General features: G+C 67.9%; 16 protein-coding genes. 12 read left to right on the forward strand and 4 right to left on the reverse strand.

Annotation, left to right across the window (positions count from 1 at the left end; genetic code table 11):
• The first annotated feature begins 164 nt into the window (after positions 1–164).
• The gene (locus tag H7F38_RS05295; RefSeq protein ID WP_187093159.1) at positions 165–533 is read left to right on the forward strand and encodes a hypothetical protein; all 369 of its coding nucleotides are present in this window, start codon (positions 165–167) and stop codon (positions 531–533) included.
• A gap of 274 nt (positions 534–807) precedes the next feature.
• The gene (locus H7F38_RS05300) at positions 808–1,779 is read left to right on the forward strand and encodes an IS1595 family transposase (protein ID WP_187091336.1); all 972 of its coding nucleotides are present in this window, start codon (positions 808–810) and stop codon (positions 1,777–1,779) included.
• Between the two features lie 15 nt (positions 1,780–1,794).
• Here the strand turns inward: H7F38_RS05300 and H7F38_RS05305 are convergent, their stop codons facing one another.
• The gene (locus tag H7F38_RS05305) at positions 1,795–2,190 is read right to left on the reverse strand and encodes a hypothetical protein (RefSeq protein ID WP_187093160.1); all 396 of its coding nucleotides are present in this window, start codon (positions 2,188–2,190) and stop codon (positions 1,795–1,797) included.
• Positions 2,191–2,327: 137 nt separating this feature from the next.
• Here H7F38_RS05305 and H7F38_RS05310 point away from each other — a divergent pair, with 137 nt between their 5' ends.
• From H7F38_RS05310 to H7F38_RS05350, 9 genes are all read left to right on the forward strand, one after another.
• Positions 2,328–4,076, forward strand: a complete 1,749-nt coding sequence (locus tag H7F38_RS05310) for a DUF222 domain-containing protein (protein WP_370531299.1) — start codon at positions 2,328–2,330, stop codon at positions 4,074–4,076.
• Between the two features lie 249 nt (positions 4,077–4,325).
• Positions 4,326–5,033 carry a TetR/AcrR family transcriptional regulator gene (locus H7F38_RS05315; RefSeq protein ID WP_222618467.1) on the forward strand — a complete coding sequence of 236 codons (708 nt, stop codon included), beginning with the start codon at positions 4,326–4,328 and terminating at the stop codon, positions 5,031–5,033.
• 311 nt (positions 5,034–5,344) lie between these two features.
• Complete coding sequence (locus H7F38_RS05320) at positions 5,345–7,750, forward strand: molybdopterin cofactor-binding domain-containing protein (protein ID WP_187093162.1); 2,406 nt, start codon at positions 5,345–5,347, stop codon at positions 7,748–7,750.
• 9 nt (positions 7,751–7,759) lie between these two features.
• The gene (locus tag H7F38_RS05325) at positions 7,760–8,230 is read left to right on the forward strand and encodes a (2Fe-2S)-binding protein (protein ID WP_187093163.1); all 471 of its coding nucleotides are present in this window, start codon (positions 7,760–7,762) and stop codon (positions 8,228–8,230) included.
• Positions 8,231–8,474: 244 nt separating this feature from the next.
• Entirely contained in the window at positions 8,475–9,110 is a 636-nt protein-coding gene (locus H7F38_RS05330; RefSeq protein ID WP_187093164.1) for a sigma-70 family RNA polymerase sigma factor, read from the forward strand.
• 332 nt (positions 9,111–9,442) lie between these two features.
• Positions 9,443–10,879 (forward strand): hypothetical protein, encoded by a 1,437-nt coding sequence (locus H7F38_RS05335; RefSeq protein ID WP_187093165.1) that lies wholly within the window; start codon positions 9,443–9,445, stop codon positions 10,877–10,879.
• 402 nt (positions 10,880–11,281) lie between these two features.
• Complete coding sequence (locus tag H7F38_RS05340) at positions 11,282–11,971, forward strand: sigma-70 family RNA polymerase sigma factor (protein ID WP_187093166.1); 690 nt, start codon at positions 11,282–11,284, stop codon at positions 11,969–11,971.
• A gap of 54 nt (positions 11,972–12,025) precedes the next feature.
• Positions 12,026–12,724, forward strand: coding sequence for an HAD family hydrolase (locus H7F38_RS05345; protein WP_187093167.1), 699 nt, complete (start codon positions 12,026–12,028; stop codon positions 12,722–12,724).
• Between the two features lie 81 nt (positions 12,725–12,805).
• On the forward strand, positions 12,806–14,110 hold the full coding sequence (locus H7F38_RS05350; RefSeq protein ID WP_222618468.1) for an MATE family efflux transporter: 1,305 nt from the start codon (positions 12,806–12,808) through the stop codon (positions 14,108–14,110).
• An 87-nt stretch (positions 14,111–14,197) separates the two neighbouring features.
• Here the strand turns inward: H7F38_RS05350 and H7F38_RS05355 are convergent, their stop codons facing one another.
• The gene (locus H7F38_RS05355; protein WP_187093169.1) at positions 14,198–14,476 is read right to left on the reverse strand and encodes a hypothetical protein; all 279 of its coding nucleotides are present in this window, start codon (positions 14,474–14,476) and stop codon (positions 14,198–14,200) included.
• 75 nt (positions 14,477–14,551) lie between these two features.
• Positions 14,552–15,538, reverse strand: coding sequence for a cation diffusion facilitator family transporter (locus tag H7F38_RS05360; RefSeq protein ID WP_187093170.1), 987 nt, complete (start codon positions 15,536–15,538; stop codon positions 14,552–14,554).
• A gap of 143 nt (positions 15,539–15,681) precedes the next feature.
• Between H7F38_RS05360 and H7F38_RS05365 the strand changes: the two genes are divergently transcribed.
• The gene (locus H7F38_RS05365; protein ID WP_187093171.1) at positions 15,682–16,698 is read left to right on the forward strand and encodes an aldose epimerase family protein; all 1,017 of its coding nucleotides are present in this window, start codon (positions 15,682–15,684) and stop codon (positions 16,696–16,698) included.
• 79 nt (positions 16,699–16,777) lie between these two features.
• On the opposite strand, the gene H7F38_RS05370 is transcribed toward H7F38_RS05365, so the two are convergent.
• Positions 16,778–17,341 (reverse strand): hypothetical protein, encoded by a 564-nt coding sequence (locus H7F38_RS05370; protein ID WP_187093172.1) that lies wholly within the window; start codon positions 17,339–17,341, stop codon positions 16,778–16,780.
• Positions 17,342–17,577: the final 236 nt, after the last annotated feature.

Consider the following 17,577-nt stretch of genomic DNA (forward strand, 5'->3'; position numbering starts at 1 on the left):
CACCGACTGCAGGCGCAACTGGGCGGCGGCGACGAACTCCTGCGCAGGTAGCGCAGTCCAGCACGCGCGCTTGATCAGCCGCCGGCGGTGAAGGGTCGGAGTAGCCACCACCGGGCCAAATCGGAACACGTCGGACAGTTCGGCCGGACGCATCGAGGGTCATCGTGACGAACAGCAACCGGCGTGCGAATCCTCGGTGCCCGCTGCCGGCGCCACGTGCGCTGCACGACCGCACACGCGTGGCCTTCGGGGCCGCCGACCGCAGCGGTGTCGCCGGCGCGGCGACGTCCCGGCACGACGACGGCCTGGTGCTCGGCGGAGCGGCGACGCTCGCGCCCCACCGTGGATCAGGTGCGCAGACCGCGCTGCTCCGCGCGTTCCAGGCGGCCCTGGCCACACGTGACCTGGGCCGTCGGGGGGTGAAGCTCGCCGCGGCCACCGCAGCGCCGGGTTCCCCGAGCCTGCGCAACATGGCGTGCGCAGGCTTCGCCGTCCACCCGAGAACGGCCTGGCGGTCCGGACTGTCGGAGTAGCCCACCGACCACGAGAAGCGGGTCACTGACGGACCGCCGACGAGGACATAACCCGCCCTTTCAAGTTTCCTCCACGGGGAGAACTCGTGACCGGCGGCTCTCTACCCCGCGGTCGGTCGAGACCGGTCACTGTGGTGAACAGCTGTCCCATCGGCCCCAGTAGCGCCTCTGCATGGATGAAGTTGCGGGGTTCCAGGCTGGTGTCCATACAGCTCAGCAGGTAGACTGCGAACAAACGTACTGGGTAGCTGCTTGAGTCAAGTTGTATTTGGCCATGTCAGAGCCAGTGTGTGCCTACCCGGTCGGTGGTGTCGATTACCCCCGGACCTTTCAGGAGTTGCTGGAGTGGTTCCCGGATGACTCGTCGTGTCTGGCGTATCTGGAGCGTCTGCGGTGGCCCCAGGGGTTTGTGTGTCCGGTGTGCGGGGCGCCCGGCGGTTGGCGTACGGCGAAGGCGAAATGGATGTGCACCAGGTGTGGCCGGCAGACGTCGGTGACCGCCGGCACGATCTTCCACCGGCTCCGGACGCCGCTGTCGACGTGGTTCGCGGCGATCTGGTTCATCACCTCGCAGAAGAACGGGATGTCCGCGCAAGGTCTGCAGCGGGTGCTGGGTTTCGGATCCTACGAAACAGCGTGGGCGTGGCTGCAGAAGCTACGCCGGGCGATGGTCCGCCCCGAGCGGGAGTTGCTCTCCGGTGTGGTGGAGTTAGATGAAGTGTTCATCGGCAACGAGTCTCGCGGCCGCGCAGGCGGCGTGAAGGACCACACCGCGGCGATGATCGCAGTGGAATCGATCCCCGGCCGCAAGCTGGGCAGGGTCCGCATCGAGCTGGCCGAGACAGCCCGATCGGTCAGCATGCTCGGCTTCGCCGACCGCGTCATCGCCAAAGGATCAACGGTCAGAACCGATGGCGCCAACTACCTGAAGAAGCTGACCGCGGCCGGCTACGAGCACGTCGCGTTCGTCGGGACCGACAGCGCCGAGCCCGCCCACATCAACCTCCCCGGCGTCCACATGGTCGCCTCGCTGCTCAAACGCTGGCTGACCGGCACCCTGCATTACGCGGTCTCCCAGGAGCACCTGGCCTACTACCTGGACGAATACACATTCCGGTTCAACCGACGCACCTCGAAGAGTCGCGGGCTTTTGTTCTACCGACTGTTGCAGCAGGCCGTGAACACAGACCCACACCCGCTCGCTGAACTGCGCAATCCTGTTGCAGCAGTGGACGTCCCGTTCTGAACTTTACTCAAGCAGCTACCCGGTACAGATGTTCGGGGAATTGCTGGATTGCTGGGGGGTGTGGGCGGTGGTGGTGCGGGTGGCGGGCGGTGGTTCTGCGGTGGCGGTCGCTGCTGCGGGTCTGCCCGGGGTCGGGTCGTTGGCGGTGTTGGCTGCTGTTGATCCGGCTGCGTTGTCCCCTTCTGATCTGGTCGATGCGGTGATCACCGCTGAACGGTTGTTGGCGTATGTGAATGCGTTGCAGGCCCGGTTGTTGGCGGAGTTGGGGCGCCCGCACCGTTGCGGGGATGTCACCGCGTTGGTGGCCGCTCTGGTGGACAAGGCCGGGCAGGGCCGCGGACCGGACGGGCTGGTGGATCCGGTAGTGGTGGCGGAGTTGACCTGCGACCGCAGCATCGGGGTGGCGGCCACGGAGGTGGCGGCGGTGTTGGACTGGTCGCCGGTGACGGCGAAGATCCGGATCGGGCAGTCGATGCGGCTGGAAACGGCGCTGCCCCGGGACGTTGGATGCGTTGTGGGCGGGGCGGGTGGATGTGGGGCGGGTCCGGATGATCGTGGACCGGACCGCGGTGCTGTCGCCGCAGGTGTGCCGCCAGGTGGAGCGGCGGATTTTGCGGTGTGTGAAGGGCCGGTCCAAGGCGCGGTTGGAGACGATCGTGGACCGGGAGGTGATCCTGGCCGACCCGGCGGCGGCGGAGCACCGGCGGGTCAAAGCGGTGGCCGACCGGGGTGTGACGCACCGGCGGGATCGGGACGGGATGGGGATCATCAACGCCCTGTTGCCGGCGGAGGCGGCGGTGATGGTGTTCACGTTGATCGATCTGATCGCCGATGCGAACAAGGGACTTGATGCCCGGAGCGTGGATCAGCGTCGCGCTGATGCGGTCGCCGACATCGCCCGGGAGTTGTTGACGTTCGGGTTCGTGGATCTGCACGGCCTGATCGCCCGCGCCGAACACGCCACCGCCACCGACACTGCGCCCACCGGGCCTGCCGGGCCTGCCGGGCCTGCTGCTCCGGCTGGCACGGCTGAGCCCGACATGGGTGAACGGACCGACCCGGACGACGCTGCTCCCCACGACGCTGCTCCCCACGACGCAGCTCCCGCGGGTCGCCCGGTCGGGTCTGTCTCCGGCGGGGTGGATCTCGCTGATCGGGCGGGGCGGTGGGCGCGGGCGTTGTCACGGCACGGCCGCCGGCCGCACCTGAATGTGACGGGGGCGTGGTCGACGGTGATCGGGTGGGATGATCTGCCCGGGCAGCTGGATGGGCATGGGGTGATCACCGCGCAGCTGCTGCGCCAGATCGCCGTGTCGTGGGGGACGTTGACCGCCGTCGGGGTGGATCCGGTGACCGGGACGGCCACTGCGGTCGGGGCGTTGACCTATCGGCCCGGGCAGCAACTGTGCGATCAGGTGGTGGTGTTGTCCGGGACGTGCCGGATGGCCGGGTGTGCGATGCCGGCGTGGAAGTGCGACATCGACCACCTGGACCCGTTCGACCACCAGGATCCCACCCGAGGTGGGAAGACGTTGTTGTGCAACAGTATTTCGTTGTGCACGTGGCATCATCTGTTGAAGCACCACACGGATTGGACGCCGCAGCTGCAACCGGACCTGTCGATCCGGTGGACCACCAACACCGGCCACCACGCCATCTCCCATCCGCGGGAGTTCACCCTGCCCGGGGAGTGGCTCCGACCAGCCGCCACCACCGCCCAGGTCGCGACCGATCAGGTCGCGACCGATCAGAGACCCACCGCCGAAACGAATATCACCGACCCTGGGGAGAAGACTGCCCCGGGCCGGGCAACAGGCCCGGCGGACACCGAACCGGACGAGACGAGGGTGATCATCGGCCCGACCGTCTTCGGACCGACGATCCCGGTGGTCCCGGCCGGCGTCGACTGGATCGAGCCGAACACCGAACTGGAGGACCCCGTCACCATCCCGCACCCCGGCAGCGTCGAGATCACCACCTACCGGATCCTGCGCCGACAGGCCCGGGAACATTCCCTGCGCAGGCTGGCCACCCTGCGCACCGCGCTGGACCCCGTCGAGCAACGCAAACGGGACTTCATCGCCGGCAGACAGTTCGACACCGACGGCCACCAATTCGACCCGGCCGACTTCGACGCCGCCACCCGCGAAAAAGCCGACCTCACCGAAACCTTCCAAATCGCCGCCCTACTCGAACGATCCCGAAGGCCCACCAAGACCGTGCCGCCGCCAGTACCGGAAGTCGGCGGCGACCGACTCCTCGATGTGCTGGGAGACAGCGATGACCCACCCTTCTGAAGCTGCCTACCCTTCTGAAGCCGCGCTCTCGGGCAACGGGTCTCCATCCGTAGCGCGTCCGGTCGACCACGTCGCGTCCGGTCGACCAACGTGACGCACTGGATCGGCCCGACCGAGGCGACCACCTCGTCACACTCGATCAACCGGATTCCCTCGTCGAGACGCCCGCGGATCCTTCGGGAGCTGTCCGGAGCCGTCGTCAGGGCGATTGCCGGGCAGGTTCGGGATCCGGCCGACTACCATCGGCGGGTGAGCCAAGCGCCTCGGCCGGTGACGATCCCGGATGTCTCAGCGAAACCGCGGACATCGCTGGCCTCATTGACCCCGCTGACCCCCTTGGCCCCGCTCGTCCCGTTGACGACCCAGCAGCGGCGCAGCCAGGTCAGTCGCGACAAGATCCTGGACGCCGCGGTGCGTTGCTTGATCGAATACGGCTACTCGGGCGCGTCGACCCTGAAGATCCAGGAGTTGGCCGGGGTGTCGCGCGGGCGACTGCTGCACCATTTCGCTTCGCGCGATCTGCTGCTGATCGGAGCTGTCCACCACCTCGCCGCCGGCCGCCTGGCCGAACTTCGCAACGACGCACGGGAGTCGGTCACCGCATCCCCCGAAGATCCAGCCCGGATCGAGCAGGCGATCGCCCGGGTGTGGCTCGATTTCCACCAACCCTACTTCTGGGCCGAGATGGAGCTGTGGATCGCCGCCCGGCACAACCAGGACCTGCGCGCGGCGCTGGGCCCGAGCGAGCGTGTGCTCTACCAGAGCATCTACCACACCGTCGACGTCACGTTCGGTCCGGTCTTCTCAGCGCATCCCCGTTACCCGCTGGTGCGCGAGATCCTGCTCTCGAGCATGCGTGGCACCTCGATGACGTACTCCTTCCAGGGCCGGAATCCACCGACCGACCCTCACCTGCAGTACTGGGCGCAGATGACGAGAGATCTTCTCTGCCAGTAGCCGGGCTGTCGTGATCGTGGCACCGGCAGTCCCGATGCGCGCACGGACGGTCAGAGCGGACTGCCGCACGGCCGGAAGAATCTCGTGGCGGGAACGTCCGGACGGGGCTTCCAGGAACGTCCCAAAAAATCTCGGCATCCGACCCATCGACCCCTCTCGGGGCAACGAATAGGCATTTATCGGCGACCAGTCGTAGAGGTCTACGAGTCTTACAGTCAGTGTTGACTCTTTGCGTCGCGAAGGGGAAGCTGGATGCAAATCAGGACAGACCGGCCGCTCCAGCGGCTGGAAGAGTGTTCGGAGGACAGTCAATGGCGACACGTTCACAGCAGTCCCGCAAGAAATTCCGCGCCACTGCCGCCAGGCCGGGAGATGACCTCCCGGCTGACGGTCTTCCCGCCGATTTCGGGGAGTCACCCGCGGCGGACGGCTTCAGCCGCAGGCGTTTTCTCGGTTATCTGCTCGCCGCACCGACCCTGGTCGTCGCTGCCGAACTCGGCACATCGGGGTTCCGTGGCAACCAGGCGGCGGCCTCCATCCCTTCCGCTCCCGAGCCTTCCGACCTGTTCGATCTGGGTGACCTCCTGAATTTGGCGGCTGCACCGACGTCCGGCCTCATCTCCATCCAGGTCAACGCAGATGGCACCGCATCGTTTGCGATGCCCCGTGCCGAGGTCGGGCAAGGCATCACCACTTCGGTCGGCATGCTGATCGCCGAGGAGATGGACCTGCCCCTCGACAAGGTGGCCGTGACCCTCGCCGACGCCCGCCCGGAGTTGTTGATCAACCAGCTGACCGGCGGCTCCAACACGATCCGGTCGATCTACACGCCTGTCCGGGTCGCCGCCGCGACCGCCCGCGCGCGGTTGGTGGCCACCGCCGCCGCGAAGTTCGGGGTCGGCGTCTCGACCCTGACGGTCAAGAACGGCGTCATCACGGCGGCCGATGGACGCACCGCGACCTATGGATCCCTCGCGGTCGCCGCATCCTCCTCCGTGGTGGTGAGCCTTCCCGTGCAGCTGAAGCCGCAGTCGCAGTTCACCCTGGTCGGCACCTCACAGAATCGGGTCGACGCACTCGAGGCGGTTACCGGCAAGAAGGTCTTCACCATGGACCTGGTCGTCCCGAACGCCCTGCCCACCATGGTGTGTCGGCCGCCGACCATCAACGGCACGGTGCGTTCGGTGGCCAACATCGCCGCCGTCAGAGTGATGCCGGGCGTGACCGACGTCGTGATCGTCTCGACGGGTGTTGCCGTCCGGGCGGCCACCTTCGGCCAGTGCATCGATGCCGTCGACGCCCTCCAGGTCACCTGGGGCCCGGGCACCGAGGACCAGCAGTCCGACGCAACGGTGCTCGCCGAGGTCAGGGCCGCGCAGATCCCCCTCGCCGTCCCGCCGCTCAACCTGTTGGCCAAGACGGTGGACGGTGATTTCACCTTCTACTTCCGCAGCAACAGCCCGCTCGAGACCAATTGCGCCATCGCCGATGTCCGTTCTGATCGAGCGGAAATCTGGTCCAGCCTCAAGAGCCCGATCTCGGCGCAGGCCGCGATCTCGCAGAAGCTGGGACTGCCGCAGACCTCGGTGACCTGCCACGTCATGCAGGGCGGTGGCTCGTTCGGGCGCCACCTCTTCTGGGACGCGGCGATCGAGGCCGCCGAGATCTCGCAGAAGCTCGGCAAGCCGGTCAAGTTGATGTGGCACCGGACGGACGATTTTCGTCACGGCCGGACCCACCCGCTGGCTACATCCCGCATCAGGGCCACCTACCTGCTCGGCAACGTGGTGTCCTTTGAACAGCGTCACACCAGCGTCTCCACCGACTTCACCCACGGGCTCGGCGAGGCGATCACCTCGGTCGCGGCACAGCTGCCGCTGGGCAACCTGACCTTTTCCGAGACGGTCTTCGAGCTCACCGCGAACGTGCCCTACAACTTCGGGGTCACCACGCAGTTGCTCAACGAGGTGGATCTGGGCTTTCACACCAGCAGTGCGCGCAACATCTACTCACCTGACGTGTGTACGGCCACCGAGCTCATGGTCGACAAACTGGCCAAGGTCGCCGGTCAGGATCCGTACCAGTTCCGCCGGGCGTTCCTGAAGGACGCGAGATCCATTGCGGTGCTGGACAAGGTCGCGCAGGTCGGTAACTGGGGTCGCGCCATGCCGGCCGGTACGGCACAGGGGATCGCCTTTCACGCCGAATACAAGGGCGTCTCGGCGTGCCTGGTCGAGATCGACTGCACGCCGGCAACTGTCAACCGCAAGATCAGGGACGCCTTCACCGGGCCCCGCGTCACCAAGGTCGTCTTCGCGGTCGACGTCGGATTCGCCCTCAACCCCAAGGGCATCGAAGCCCAGATGCTCGGCGGCATCATGGACGGGATCGCCCAGACGCTCACTTCGAGCCTGCACTTCAAGAACGGCATCCCGCTGGAAGGTAGCTGGGACAACTACTACTACACCCGCCAGTGGAACGTGCCGCCGACGATCCAGGTCATCGTCATGCCGACGACGACCGGAAACCCGGGCGGTGTCGGCGAATTCGGAGTCGCCGCCTCGATGGCCGCCGTCGCAGCCGCCTATGGCCGCGCCACCGGCACCATGCCGAGCAGTTTCCCGATCAACCACAACGCCGCCCTCGGTTTCACCCCGCTACCGCTCGAACCGCCGCTGCCTCTCGAGCCCACCAACGGCCTCACGTCCGGAAATTGAGGAAACCCCATGTCCATGCACACCTTCAACGTCAACGGCAAGAAGGTCACCGTCGAGACCGATGACGACGTCCGTCTCCTGTGGGTTCTCCGCGACCTGCTGGGCATCCACGGTCCGAAATACGGCTGTGGTCTGGATGTCTGCAAGGCCTGCACGAGCCACATCAACGGCAAGTCGTTCAACCCGTGCTCGGTGCGTGTGGCCGACATCAAGCCGACGGACGAGATCACCACGATCGAAGGCCTGCCCGCCACCGTGGGCGCCGACCTGCATCCGATGCAGCAGGCCTGGCTGGACATCGACGTCGCTCAGTGCGGCTACTGCCAGCCCGGCCAGATCATGGCGGCGGTGGCGCTGGTGAAGTCCAAGAACGGAGCGCCGATCACCGAAGCGGACCTCGACGGGATCCGCAACATCTGTCGCTGCGGGACCTACCCGAGGATCCGTGAGGCGATTCGGCAGGGCGCCGCCAAGATGTAGCAACCGCCGGGCCACCGGCCCGTCCGCTCGACAGAACCGCCCGCGCGAAAGGTGACCTCCGGAGCCTGGGCGGTTTCTGCTGGTCTGCCAACCACCGCCGACACAGGCCACAGTTCACGACGACGACGACAAGACCATGCGACGGGCTCCGTTCTTTGCATAGTTTGAGGGTCCCCGAGTAGCTCGGCTGCGGCCATGATCAGGATGTCGGACAAGCCGGCGGGATGCGTCGAATCGAGGGTGAATGTCTTCTCCACTAATGGTCGAGGACGCAGAAGTCGCCCTGATGGCAACGCCCTCGCCGACGGAACGTCGCGCCACCCTCGATGGGCTGCTGACCCGGGTGGCCGCGGGCGACCGACGTGCCTTCGATGCTCTTTACCCCCTGGTCGAGGCACGGGTGTTCGGCTTGTGCCTGACTCTGCTTCGCGAGCGCCAGCAGGCCGAGGAGGTGACGCAGGAGACGTTCCTGCACATCTGGCAGCGGGCTGCCTCCTTCGATGCCGCACGCGGCCCGGCCATCTCCTGGATCCTCCGTCTGGCCCGCAGCAAGGCGATCGATCGCATCCGCCAGAGCCAGGCCAGCCGCGTGCGCGATACCCAGTACGCCGAGTGGAATCAACTCCCCGATACCGACGTCGTCGTCGAGGAGGTGCTCGAGGGGGTCCAGAACGTCGCCGTCCACCGAGCGCTGACAATGCTGTCGGACAAACAACGTCAGGCCGTCCTGCTGACCTACTTCGGTGCGATGACGTCGTCCCAGATCTCCCGGCGCCTTGGCATTCCCGCCTCCACCGTCAAGACGCGGATCCGCGATGGTCTGGCCAAGCTCGGCACCCATCTCGCAGCCATGGACCTGGTCGCGTTGCCGGTCGCCTGACAGCGTCACAAGGTCTACCCGGAGTCTCCCGTCCGACCTTCTGTCGTATTTTCGCCCGTTTGACTCACCCATTTGCCGAAATCTCTCGGCGCTTGGATGGGTGAAGAGTGACAGGTCTCGGACGTTCACCCTTCCTTACACCACTGTGAAGAGTCGCTGGTCCATTCGTTCGGGGGGTTTTCACCTCGGGTGAGCATTGCTCTGACCTCCAGTCCTTCCTGGCCCTAGCGTTGAGTCGGGTGAAGTCTGCCCCAGGTGCGCTGAATCGCGGTCGCCCGGGAGTTGATGATCAAACCGAACGCTTCGCGACCGGACGGAGGGGGTGCACCGATATGACGCAGTTCGATCCGAACGAGCGCGAGGTGCGATCATCTCTCCGACGGACGGCCTCCAGGGCGTGCGTCGTGATCGGCCTGGCCGCGGGCGCGTGGCTCGCCGGTTCCCTCACCGCCTCTGCCTCGGCCCAGACGCCCATCCTTTCCCCGCCGACGCCGGTCGTCGCCGGTCTCCTGGGGTCGGTCCACCAACTGGCCGCGCCGGGCGTGGTTCAGGTGTCGGTCGTGAAGACGGTCGTCGCACCGGTGGTGACGCCGGCAGTTGTGACAGTCGTGGCGCCGGTTGTGAAGACGGTGGTCGCGCCGGTCATGAGTGTGGTCGCGCCGGTCGTGAGTGTGGCGGCGCCGGTCGTGACAGCGGTGATGCCAGTGGTGAGTTCGGTGGCGACGCCGGTCGTGAAGACGGTGGTCGCACCAGTGGTGGCACCGGTCGTGAGTGTGGTGGCGCCGGTCGTGACGGCGGTGACGCCGGTGGTGGGTGCGGTGGCGACGCCGGTCGTGAAGACGCTGGTCGCACCAGTGGTGGCACCGGTCGCGCCGGTCGTGGCAGCGGTCGGCCCTATCGTCGGGGCACTGACGAAGCCGCTGATCGCGCCAGTCGTGGTCGTCGCCGGCGTGCTCCCTCCGGTCGCCCCGGTGTTGGCTCCGGTCGTCGGAATCGTCCGCCCGGTGTTGGCTCCGGTCGTCACGGTCCTTGGGCCGGTGACCGACCCAATCGTGAAGGTCACCCCGGGAACACCGGGCCGGCCGACGGTTCCTGGCGGCCCTGGTGCTCCCGGCTCGCCCGGCCTGCCGGTCGGGTCCGGCGTGCCGATCGGGTCCGGCGTGCCGGTCGGGTCAGCCAGCGGTTCCGCGGGTCGACCAGCACCCTCGGCAGTCTCCGGCGGGACGCCCCCGGAGGCGACAGCCGCGGCGGCGACGCCGGCACTGCCCCGGCCCCATGCATCCGATACAACTTCGAAGCCGTCGACCCCTTTGATCGATCACCCCCGGGCCACCCCGCTCGGGGCCGGCCCCACCTCGACGGGCCCCGCCTCGACCGGTTCGATCACCGACCCCGGCCACTGGCTGGATGCCCGCTCCCGTCCCGGGACGTCCTCCCGGCGACCGGCCTCGCTCGTCCGGCCCGGAGCCGCGGCCCCGGGGACCACGCCCGCAGCTGATCACGGGCCCTCCCCGGCACCGATCCACACCCCGCCGACGCCGACGATCCCGCCGACACCGACGATGCCCGCAATCCCGACGACGCCGGCCGCGCCGGCCGCCGGCTCTGGCGCACCGGGCTCCGGCAACGCCGGTCGCGGTTCGTCGCCCGCTGCAGTTCTGTCGCCGACTGCCGACCAGGCCCGGCTCACCCTGCTGGCTGCCCTTTCGTCATCGGACGGCGCGCGGTTGTCCGCTCCGGCCGATCGGCCGACCTTCTCACCTGACTAGCGGTCCCGCAGTCACCGGTGATCCCCGCCCGCGGGTAGGCGGATTCTGCCGGTGCGCTGTCGCGGCCTCCCCTCTCCGGATGCCGCGCGGACCCCGATCCGTCAGGGAGAAATGACCTCGAAGCCCTCGCTCCATCGATGGCCGCCCACGGCCGTTCCCGGCAACGGGCTGTTCAGCGTCACCTCTCGGGTCCAGTAGTCCCTCGCGTTCGGGCTGCCTGGGCGGCCGGATCGGCGTCGGTCCCGTTCGCTCGGGACCGCTGCCCCGTGGGGCCCCGGCCGATTCCCGGCTCGCGCCCCGTTGCTGAAACTCTTCGTCCTCTCCCGTCAGGCCGCGCCCGTGAGCGCAGGCCGGGGAATCAGCCACCCCGAGAGGTGCACCGTGGCAATTGCGTCAATTTCAATGGCATCGCCCGTGATCAGCCAGCGGACAGGGCAAGATCCCAGCCCTGCCGGATCCAGCCGCACCGGATCCAGCCCCACCTCGGGCCGCAGCAGCGGCCAGGCCCGGAGCACGGAAGCCGGCACGGCCGATGCAGACCGCGCGGTCCTGGTCGCGGTCGCCGGCGGCGATCGAACCGCTTTCGCCGCGCTCTACCGCCAGTTCTCCGGCAGCGTGTACCGGATGGTCCACTCGGTCATCCGGGATCCCGCCCAGGCGGAGGAGATCAGCCAGGAGGTGTTCCTGGCGATCTGGCGCGAGGCTCACCGTTTCGACCCCGACCGGGGCACCGTCGCCGGCTACGTCTCGATGCTCGCGCACGCCAAGGCCGTCGATCGGGTGCGTTCGGCACAGGCCGCCCGCCGGCGCGACGAGAAGTACATCGTCAAGAACGTCGACCGCAACGAGCACCACGATCCGGTGCTGGAACGAATGCTGCTCCGTGACGAGAGCGTGCAGATCCGGGTCGCCCTGGGCGTGTTGACCGCGTATCAGCGGGAGGCGATCGAGCTGTACTACTTCGATCGGCGCACCTATCTGCAGGTCGCCGAACTGCTGGGTGTCTCCACCGCCGCCGTCAAGGCGAGGGTGCGCGGCGCGGTCGTCCAACTGCGGAACCGGATGGTCGCGATGGAACAGGAATGCGCCTGACGGGGCACCGATATCTGGTGGCCGCGGGTGCTCGGCCGGGTCAGAATGTGCGTCATGAATGCGAGCGTTGTCCCGCGCCGGTCCCTGATCTTCGATGCCGACGACACGCTCTGGCAGAACAACGTGCTGTTCGAGCGGGTGGTCGAGGACTACCTGGACTGGCTGGCCCATCCGACGCTGGACCGGGACGCGATCCGCCTGGTCCTGACGGATGTGGAAGCGGCGAACGCGAAGACCAACGGCTATGGCGCACGAGCCTTCCTGGGTAACCTGGCGCAGACCTTCGAGCTGTTGCACGCCCGGCCGGTGACGCAGCGGCAGCGCGAGGAGATCGAGATGTTGGCGGTGGCGTTGCTCCGGCACGACATCGAACTGATGCCGGGAGTGGCGGAGGTCCTTGCCGCTCTCGGCACCCGTCACGACCTCTACCTGCTGACCAAGGGGGCGCTCGACGAGCAGCAGCGCAAGGTGGCGGCGTCCGGGCTGGCACACCACTTCAGGTCGGTGCACATCGTTCCCGAGAAGGACGCTGCCGTTTATCTGGCGGTCACCGCCGAGCACGGGCTGGATGCCGCCGACACGTGGATGATCGGCAACTCCCCGAAATCGGACATCCTGCCTGCGCGGGCTGCCGGCCTGAACGCCGTGTTCATCCCGCACGCCAGCACCTGGGTACTCGAGCACGCCGAGATTCCTGACGACGACCGGGTCCTACGGCTACCGTCGTTCACCGCGCTGCTCGAGCACTTCTGAATGCCGTCAGGGAACGTTTCCGGCCACCTCCGGGGGATGCTGTGACGATGGGGATGCTGTGACGGTGGGGACGCTGTGACGGTGGCCGAGGTGTCGACCGGCCGGATCGTGTCCCTGGCCGCCTCGGCCTTCGTGGTGCTCGCCGCCGAACCGTTGTTCCTGCTGGTGGACACCGCCGTGGTCGGGCATCTCGGGCAGATCCCGTTGGCCGGACTGGGTGCGGCCAGCACGCTGATGACGCTGCTGGCCCTGGTCGGGACCTCGTTGGAGTACGGGACGACCGGGCGAGCCGCACGGTTCTTCGGCGCCGGGCGACGGGATGCGGCCGTCAACGAGGGCGTGCAGGCCTCCTGGCTGGCCCTGCTCATCGGCGTGGCGGTGGTGCTGATCGGCCAACTGGTCGTCGATCCGCTCACCGAGTTGATCGTCGGGGGCCCCGGCGCGGTGTCGGATGCCGCCGAAGCCTGGCTGCGCATCGCGATCCTCGGGTTGCCCGGTGTCCTGCTGGTGCTGGCGGGCAACGGATGGATGCGGGGCGTGCAGGACACCAGGACGCCGGTGCGCATCGTGGTGCTCGCGAACATGTTGTCCGCCATCGCTTCTCCGCTACTGGTGTATTCCGTCGGCCTCGGTCTCCAGGGTTCGGCGATCGCGAACGTCGGCGCGCAGTGGGTCGGCGGGACGTTGTGCGTACGGGCGCTGCGACGCGAGCACGTACCGGTTCGCCCGCAGTGGAAGGTGATGGGGCGGCAGTTGGTCGTCAGTCGTGATCTGGTCCTGCGGGCCAGTGCCTTCCAGGCCTCGTACATGACGGCCGCCGGCGTCGCGGGCCGGATGGGGGCGGCGCAGTTGGCCGCGCACCAGATCGGCATGCAGCTCTGGAATCTCACCGCGCTGCTGCTGGACTCGTTCGCGATCGCCGCCCAGTCGCTGGTCGGTGCCTCGCTCGGCAGCGGCGATGCGGCCGCCGCGAAGAGCACGGCCTGGCGGGTGAGCCGGTACGGGCTCGTGGCCGGATTGATCTTCGGGGCCATCGCGGCAGCGGGCTGGTACGTCATTCCGCTGGCTTTCAGCTCCGACCCCGGAGTGCAGCACCAGGCGCATCTCCTGTGGCCGTGGCTGGTCGGCATGATGCCGGTCGGCGGGATCCTGTTCGCCCTCGACGGCGTGCTGATCGGAGCCGGCGATAACGCGTTCCTGCGTACCGTCACCCTGCTGTCGGCGTTGCTCGGCTACATCCCCCTGGCGCTGTGCGCGCTCGCTTTCGGGTGGGGACTGGGCGGTGTGTGGGCCGGCCTGGCCACCTTCATCGTCCTGCGGTTCGTCGGCATGGCCTGGCGGACCGGGAGCGGGAGGTGGCTGGTGGTCGGGGAGTCGCGCGTCTGAAACCGTGTCACGTCTGCGCGCTGGGCCACCGTCAGGAGCTGGGCCACCCGTCAGGAGCTGGGCCACCGTCAGGAGCTGGGCCACCCGTCAGAAGCCGGTGCCCGACCCGCCGGCGGCCAGATCGGCACCGGTCCGGGCGTTCTGCAGGCCCTGCGCCTTGGCGCGCGCGAGCCCCGCGTCGGGGCCGCCCTGCAGCGGGACGTGGGCCCCGGCCGTGCGGGCGCGAATCTCGAGACCGAGTCCGGCACCGCCGACCACCAGCAGAATCAGGCCGAGCGCCCAGGCCTGTCCGATCAGAGCGGCGACGGCGCCGAGCATCAGCAGGATGCCCGGGACGGTGTACAGACGGTTTGGTCGGACCCCCATCGCCGGGATGATCCCGATGCGATCGACGCTAGACCTTTTGGAACGACTGTCAATGACCGGCCGCAGGGATGGTCGTCAGGCAAGCGTGGGCTCGTCGGGGGCGGAGAGGCTGAGGACGACGCCCACCAGGGCCGGTGTCGACCGGGACAGCCTCGCCTCCAGATCCCGCAGCCGGACGGCCAGTCTGGACTCCTTGTCGTCGCCGCTGAGGTCGACGTCTGCGATCAGGCTGACCTGCCGCGGCCCGACGATCTCCAGGCGGATGTAGGTCACCCTGGCCACTTCCGGCATCGCCATCAGGGCTTTGATGGTGGCGGTGCGCACCCTCGGGTCGGCCAGTTCGCCGACCAGGAACCTACGGTTGCGATTGATCAGGATGAGCGCGACGATTCCCAGCAGCACACCGATCAGGATCGACGCGATCGCATCCGGCGCGGACGATCCGGTGATCTGGTGCGCGCCGAGACCGGCCGCGGCGATGACGAGCCCGATCAGTGCCGCGGAGTCCTCCGCGAAGACGGCCCGCAGGGTCGGATCCGACGTGGCCAGGATGTGTTCCAGCGGGTCTCGATCCAGCGTTTCGGCTTCGACGCGCGCCTGCCTGGCCGACTGGAGGAGCGAGAGGCCCTCCAGCACGAACGCGATGGCCAGCACGATGTAGCCGATGGTGAAGTCCTCGGCCGGGGATGGATCGAGCAGTTCGGTGATCCCGTGGGTGACCGACACCGCGGAGCCGGCGGCGAACAGGCCGAGCGCGGCGAACAGCGGCCAGACGTAGGCCTCGCGGCCGTAGCCAAGGGGATGGTCGTCGTCGGCCGGGATCTTGGAACGCTTGTCGGCGATCAGCAGGAAGATCTCGTTCCCGGCGTCCGCCCACGAGTGGGCGGCCTCGGCCACCAGCGACGCGGAGCCGGTCATGAATGCGGCGACCGATTTCGCCAGGGCGACGAGCAGGTTGGCGGCAAAGGCGACGATCACCGTCGTCAGGCTCTCCCCCTTCTGGCCGCTGGCCGGAATGGGAAGCCGGGAGGGTGATCGCCCCGGCGAGGCGGTGTCGGTCATGACTCATGGGTAGCACGGCCCGCCGTCGGGCTGCCTCGACGGCGCTCTAGGATGACCGGGCCGGCAGCGGCGCGCCGTGTCCGTGGCGTTCTCGTCGTCCGGAAATCCGCCCACCGAACCTTGCTGCCCGAACCGGAGATCCGTTGTCTGTCGATGCCGAACTGTCCAGCTCCAGCCTGTCGGTGGGGGTCCTGGGTTACGGGGCCCGCCTGTCCTACATCCGCACACCGAGCCGCCACGGCGTCTGGGCCGATGTGGCGATGGGCTTCGACGACCCGACCGCCTGGCGCGCGGACCAGACCTACCAGGGTGCGACGATCGGGAGGTACGCGAACCGGATCAACCGGGGTTCCTTCGAGTTGGACGGCCGGCAGTTCACCGTGCCGATGAACGAGACGCGGACGGCTCTGCACGGCGGGACGACAGGATTCGAGTCGTTCGAATGGGAGGTCGAGCCGGTCGTCCAGACCGCACACGAGAGCAGCGTCACGCTGCGCCGCACCTCGCCGGACGGAGAGATGGGGTTCCCGGGCAACCTCGACGTGAGCGTGGTGTTCAGCGTCAGCGGCACCGATCTGACCGTGGACTACCGGGCCATCACCGATGCCCCCACCCCGATCAATCTAACGAACCACGTGTACCTCAACCTGGCGGGCGTTCCGGGATCGGTCGCCGAGCACGAGTTGACGGTGTTCGCCGATCGCTTCGCCGAGGTCGACCCCGACTCCGTCCCGACGGGCCAGATCCTCGAGCTCGCCGGGACTCCGCTGGACTTCCGCTCGCCGGCTCCGATCGGCGGCAGGTGGCGGGCGTCGCACCCACAGATGCTGCTGGTCCGCGGGTACGACCACGCCTACCTGCTGGACGGGGCCGGCGGCGAGTTCGATGGCCTCCGGCTGGCCGCCCGGGCCGTCGAGCACGGGAGCGGCCGGTGCCTGGAGCTCTTCACCGACCAGCCTGCGGTGCAGTTCTACACCGGGAACTCATTGGACGGATCCATCGTGACCAGGGACGGAGCGACTCTCCGCCAGGGTGACGCCTTCTGCCTGGAACCCCAGCATCTGCCCGACTCGATCAATCACGCCCATTTCCCGAGCACCGTCCTGCGGCCGGGCGCCGAGTACCGCAACCGGACGATCTACCGGTTCACCGCGAGCTGATGTCGGGGTTCGCATCGAGCGGAGACCTTCGGGCAATTTTTGGGCGCTTTGCCCGAGTTGAGTCACCGCTCGATGCGAACTACGACGTGGCGGGTGCCGCGGTGCCGCGGTCGATGACCCGGGTGGCGGTCATCGAACCGGCTCCGGTGCCCAGCACGCCTGCCTGATCGCCGACCTTGACCTCACTGATGGAGCCGGGGGTCTTCGCGGCACCCTTGGCTGCCTTGACGTGCACCTTGGTGGCGCTGTTCACCGCAAAGCTCTCGGAAGTGCCGTCAGCGGCCTTGATGGTGATCGAGGTGGCGGACACCGCCGACACGTTGCCGCGGATCGCGTCGTGGGTGACGAAGGTGTCGGTCTTCCCGTCCTTGCTGACCCACTGGGCGTGAGTAACCTTCTCCAGGCTTTTCGCCAGTTCGTGGCGTTTGCCGGCCCGGTGGGCCCTGGCCTTCGTGACCTTGTCGCCGGGCTTCGCCGTGGTGGTGGTGAGGGCGGCGGGTGCGGCGACGTCGCCGGTTGCGCCCACCTGGGCCGCGGCCACGGCGGCCGGAGCGGTCGAGGTCGAGTCGGCCAGAGCTACTCCGCCGATACCGAGTCCGGCCACGGCGGCGATTCCGCCGATGACCACGAGCTTCTTCAACATGATGTCCTCCAGGACGATTGATGCAGTGCCGTCAGGCCCGGAACTGGACCTGACCCCACAGTGCCGGGTCGCTGTTCAGGTTTGGGCCGCTCTCTGTTCGGACTGTGTTCGGATCCGCGCTGATCAACTCGGCTCGCGCTGATCAACGAGGCTCGCGCTGATCAACTTGACGGTTTTGTGACGGATGGGAAAGAAGTTGACGAGTTGAACAGCGCGGTCGAAGTTGATCAGCGCGG

This window comes from Nakamurella sp. PAMC28650, assembly GCF_014303395.1.
GTDB lineage: Bacteria > Actinomycetota > Actinomycetes > Mycobacteriales > Nakamurellaceae > Nakamurella.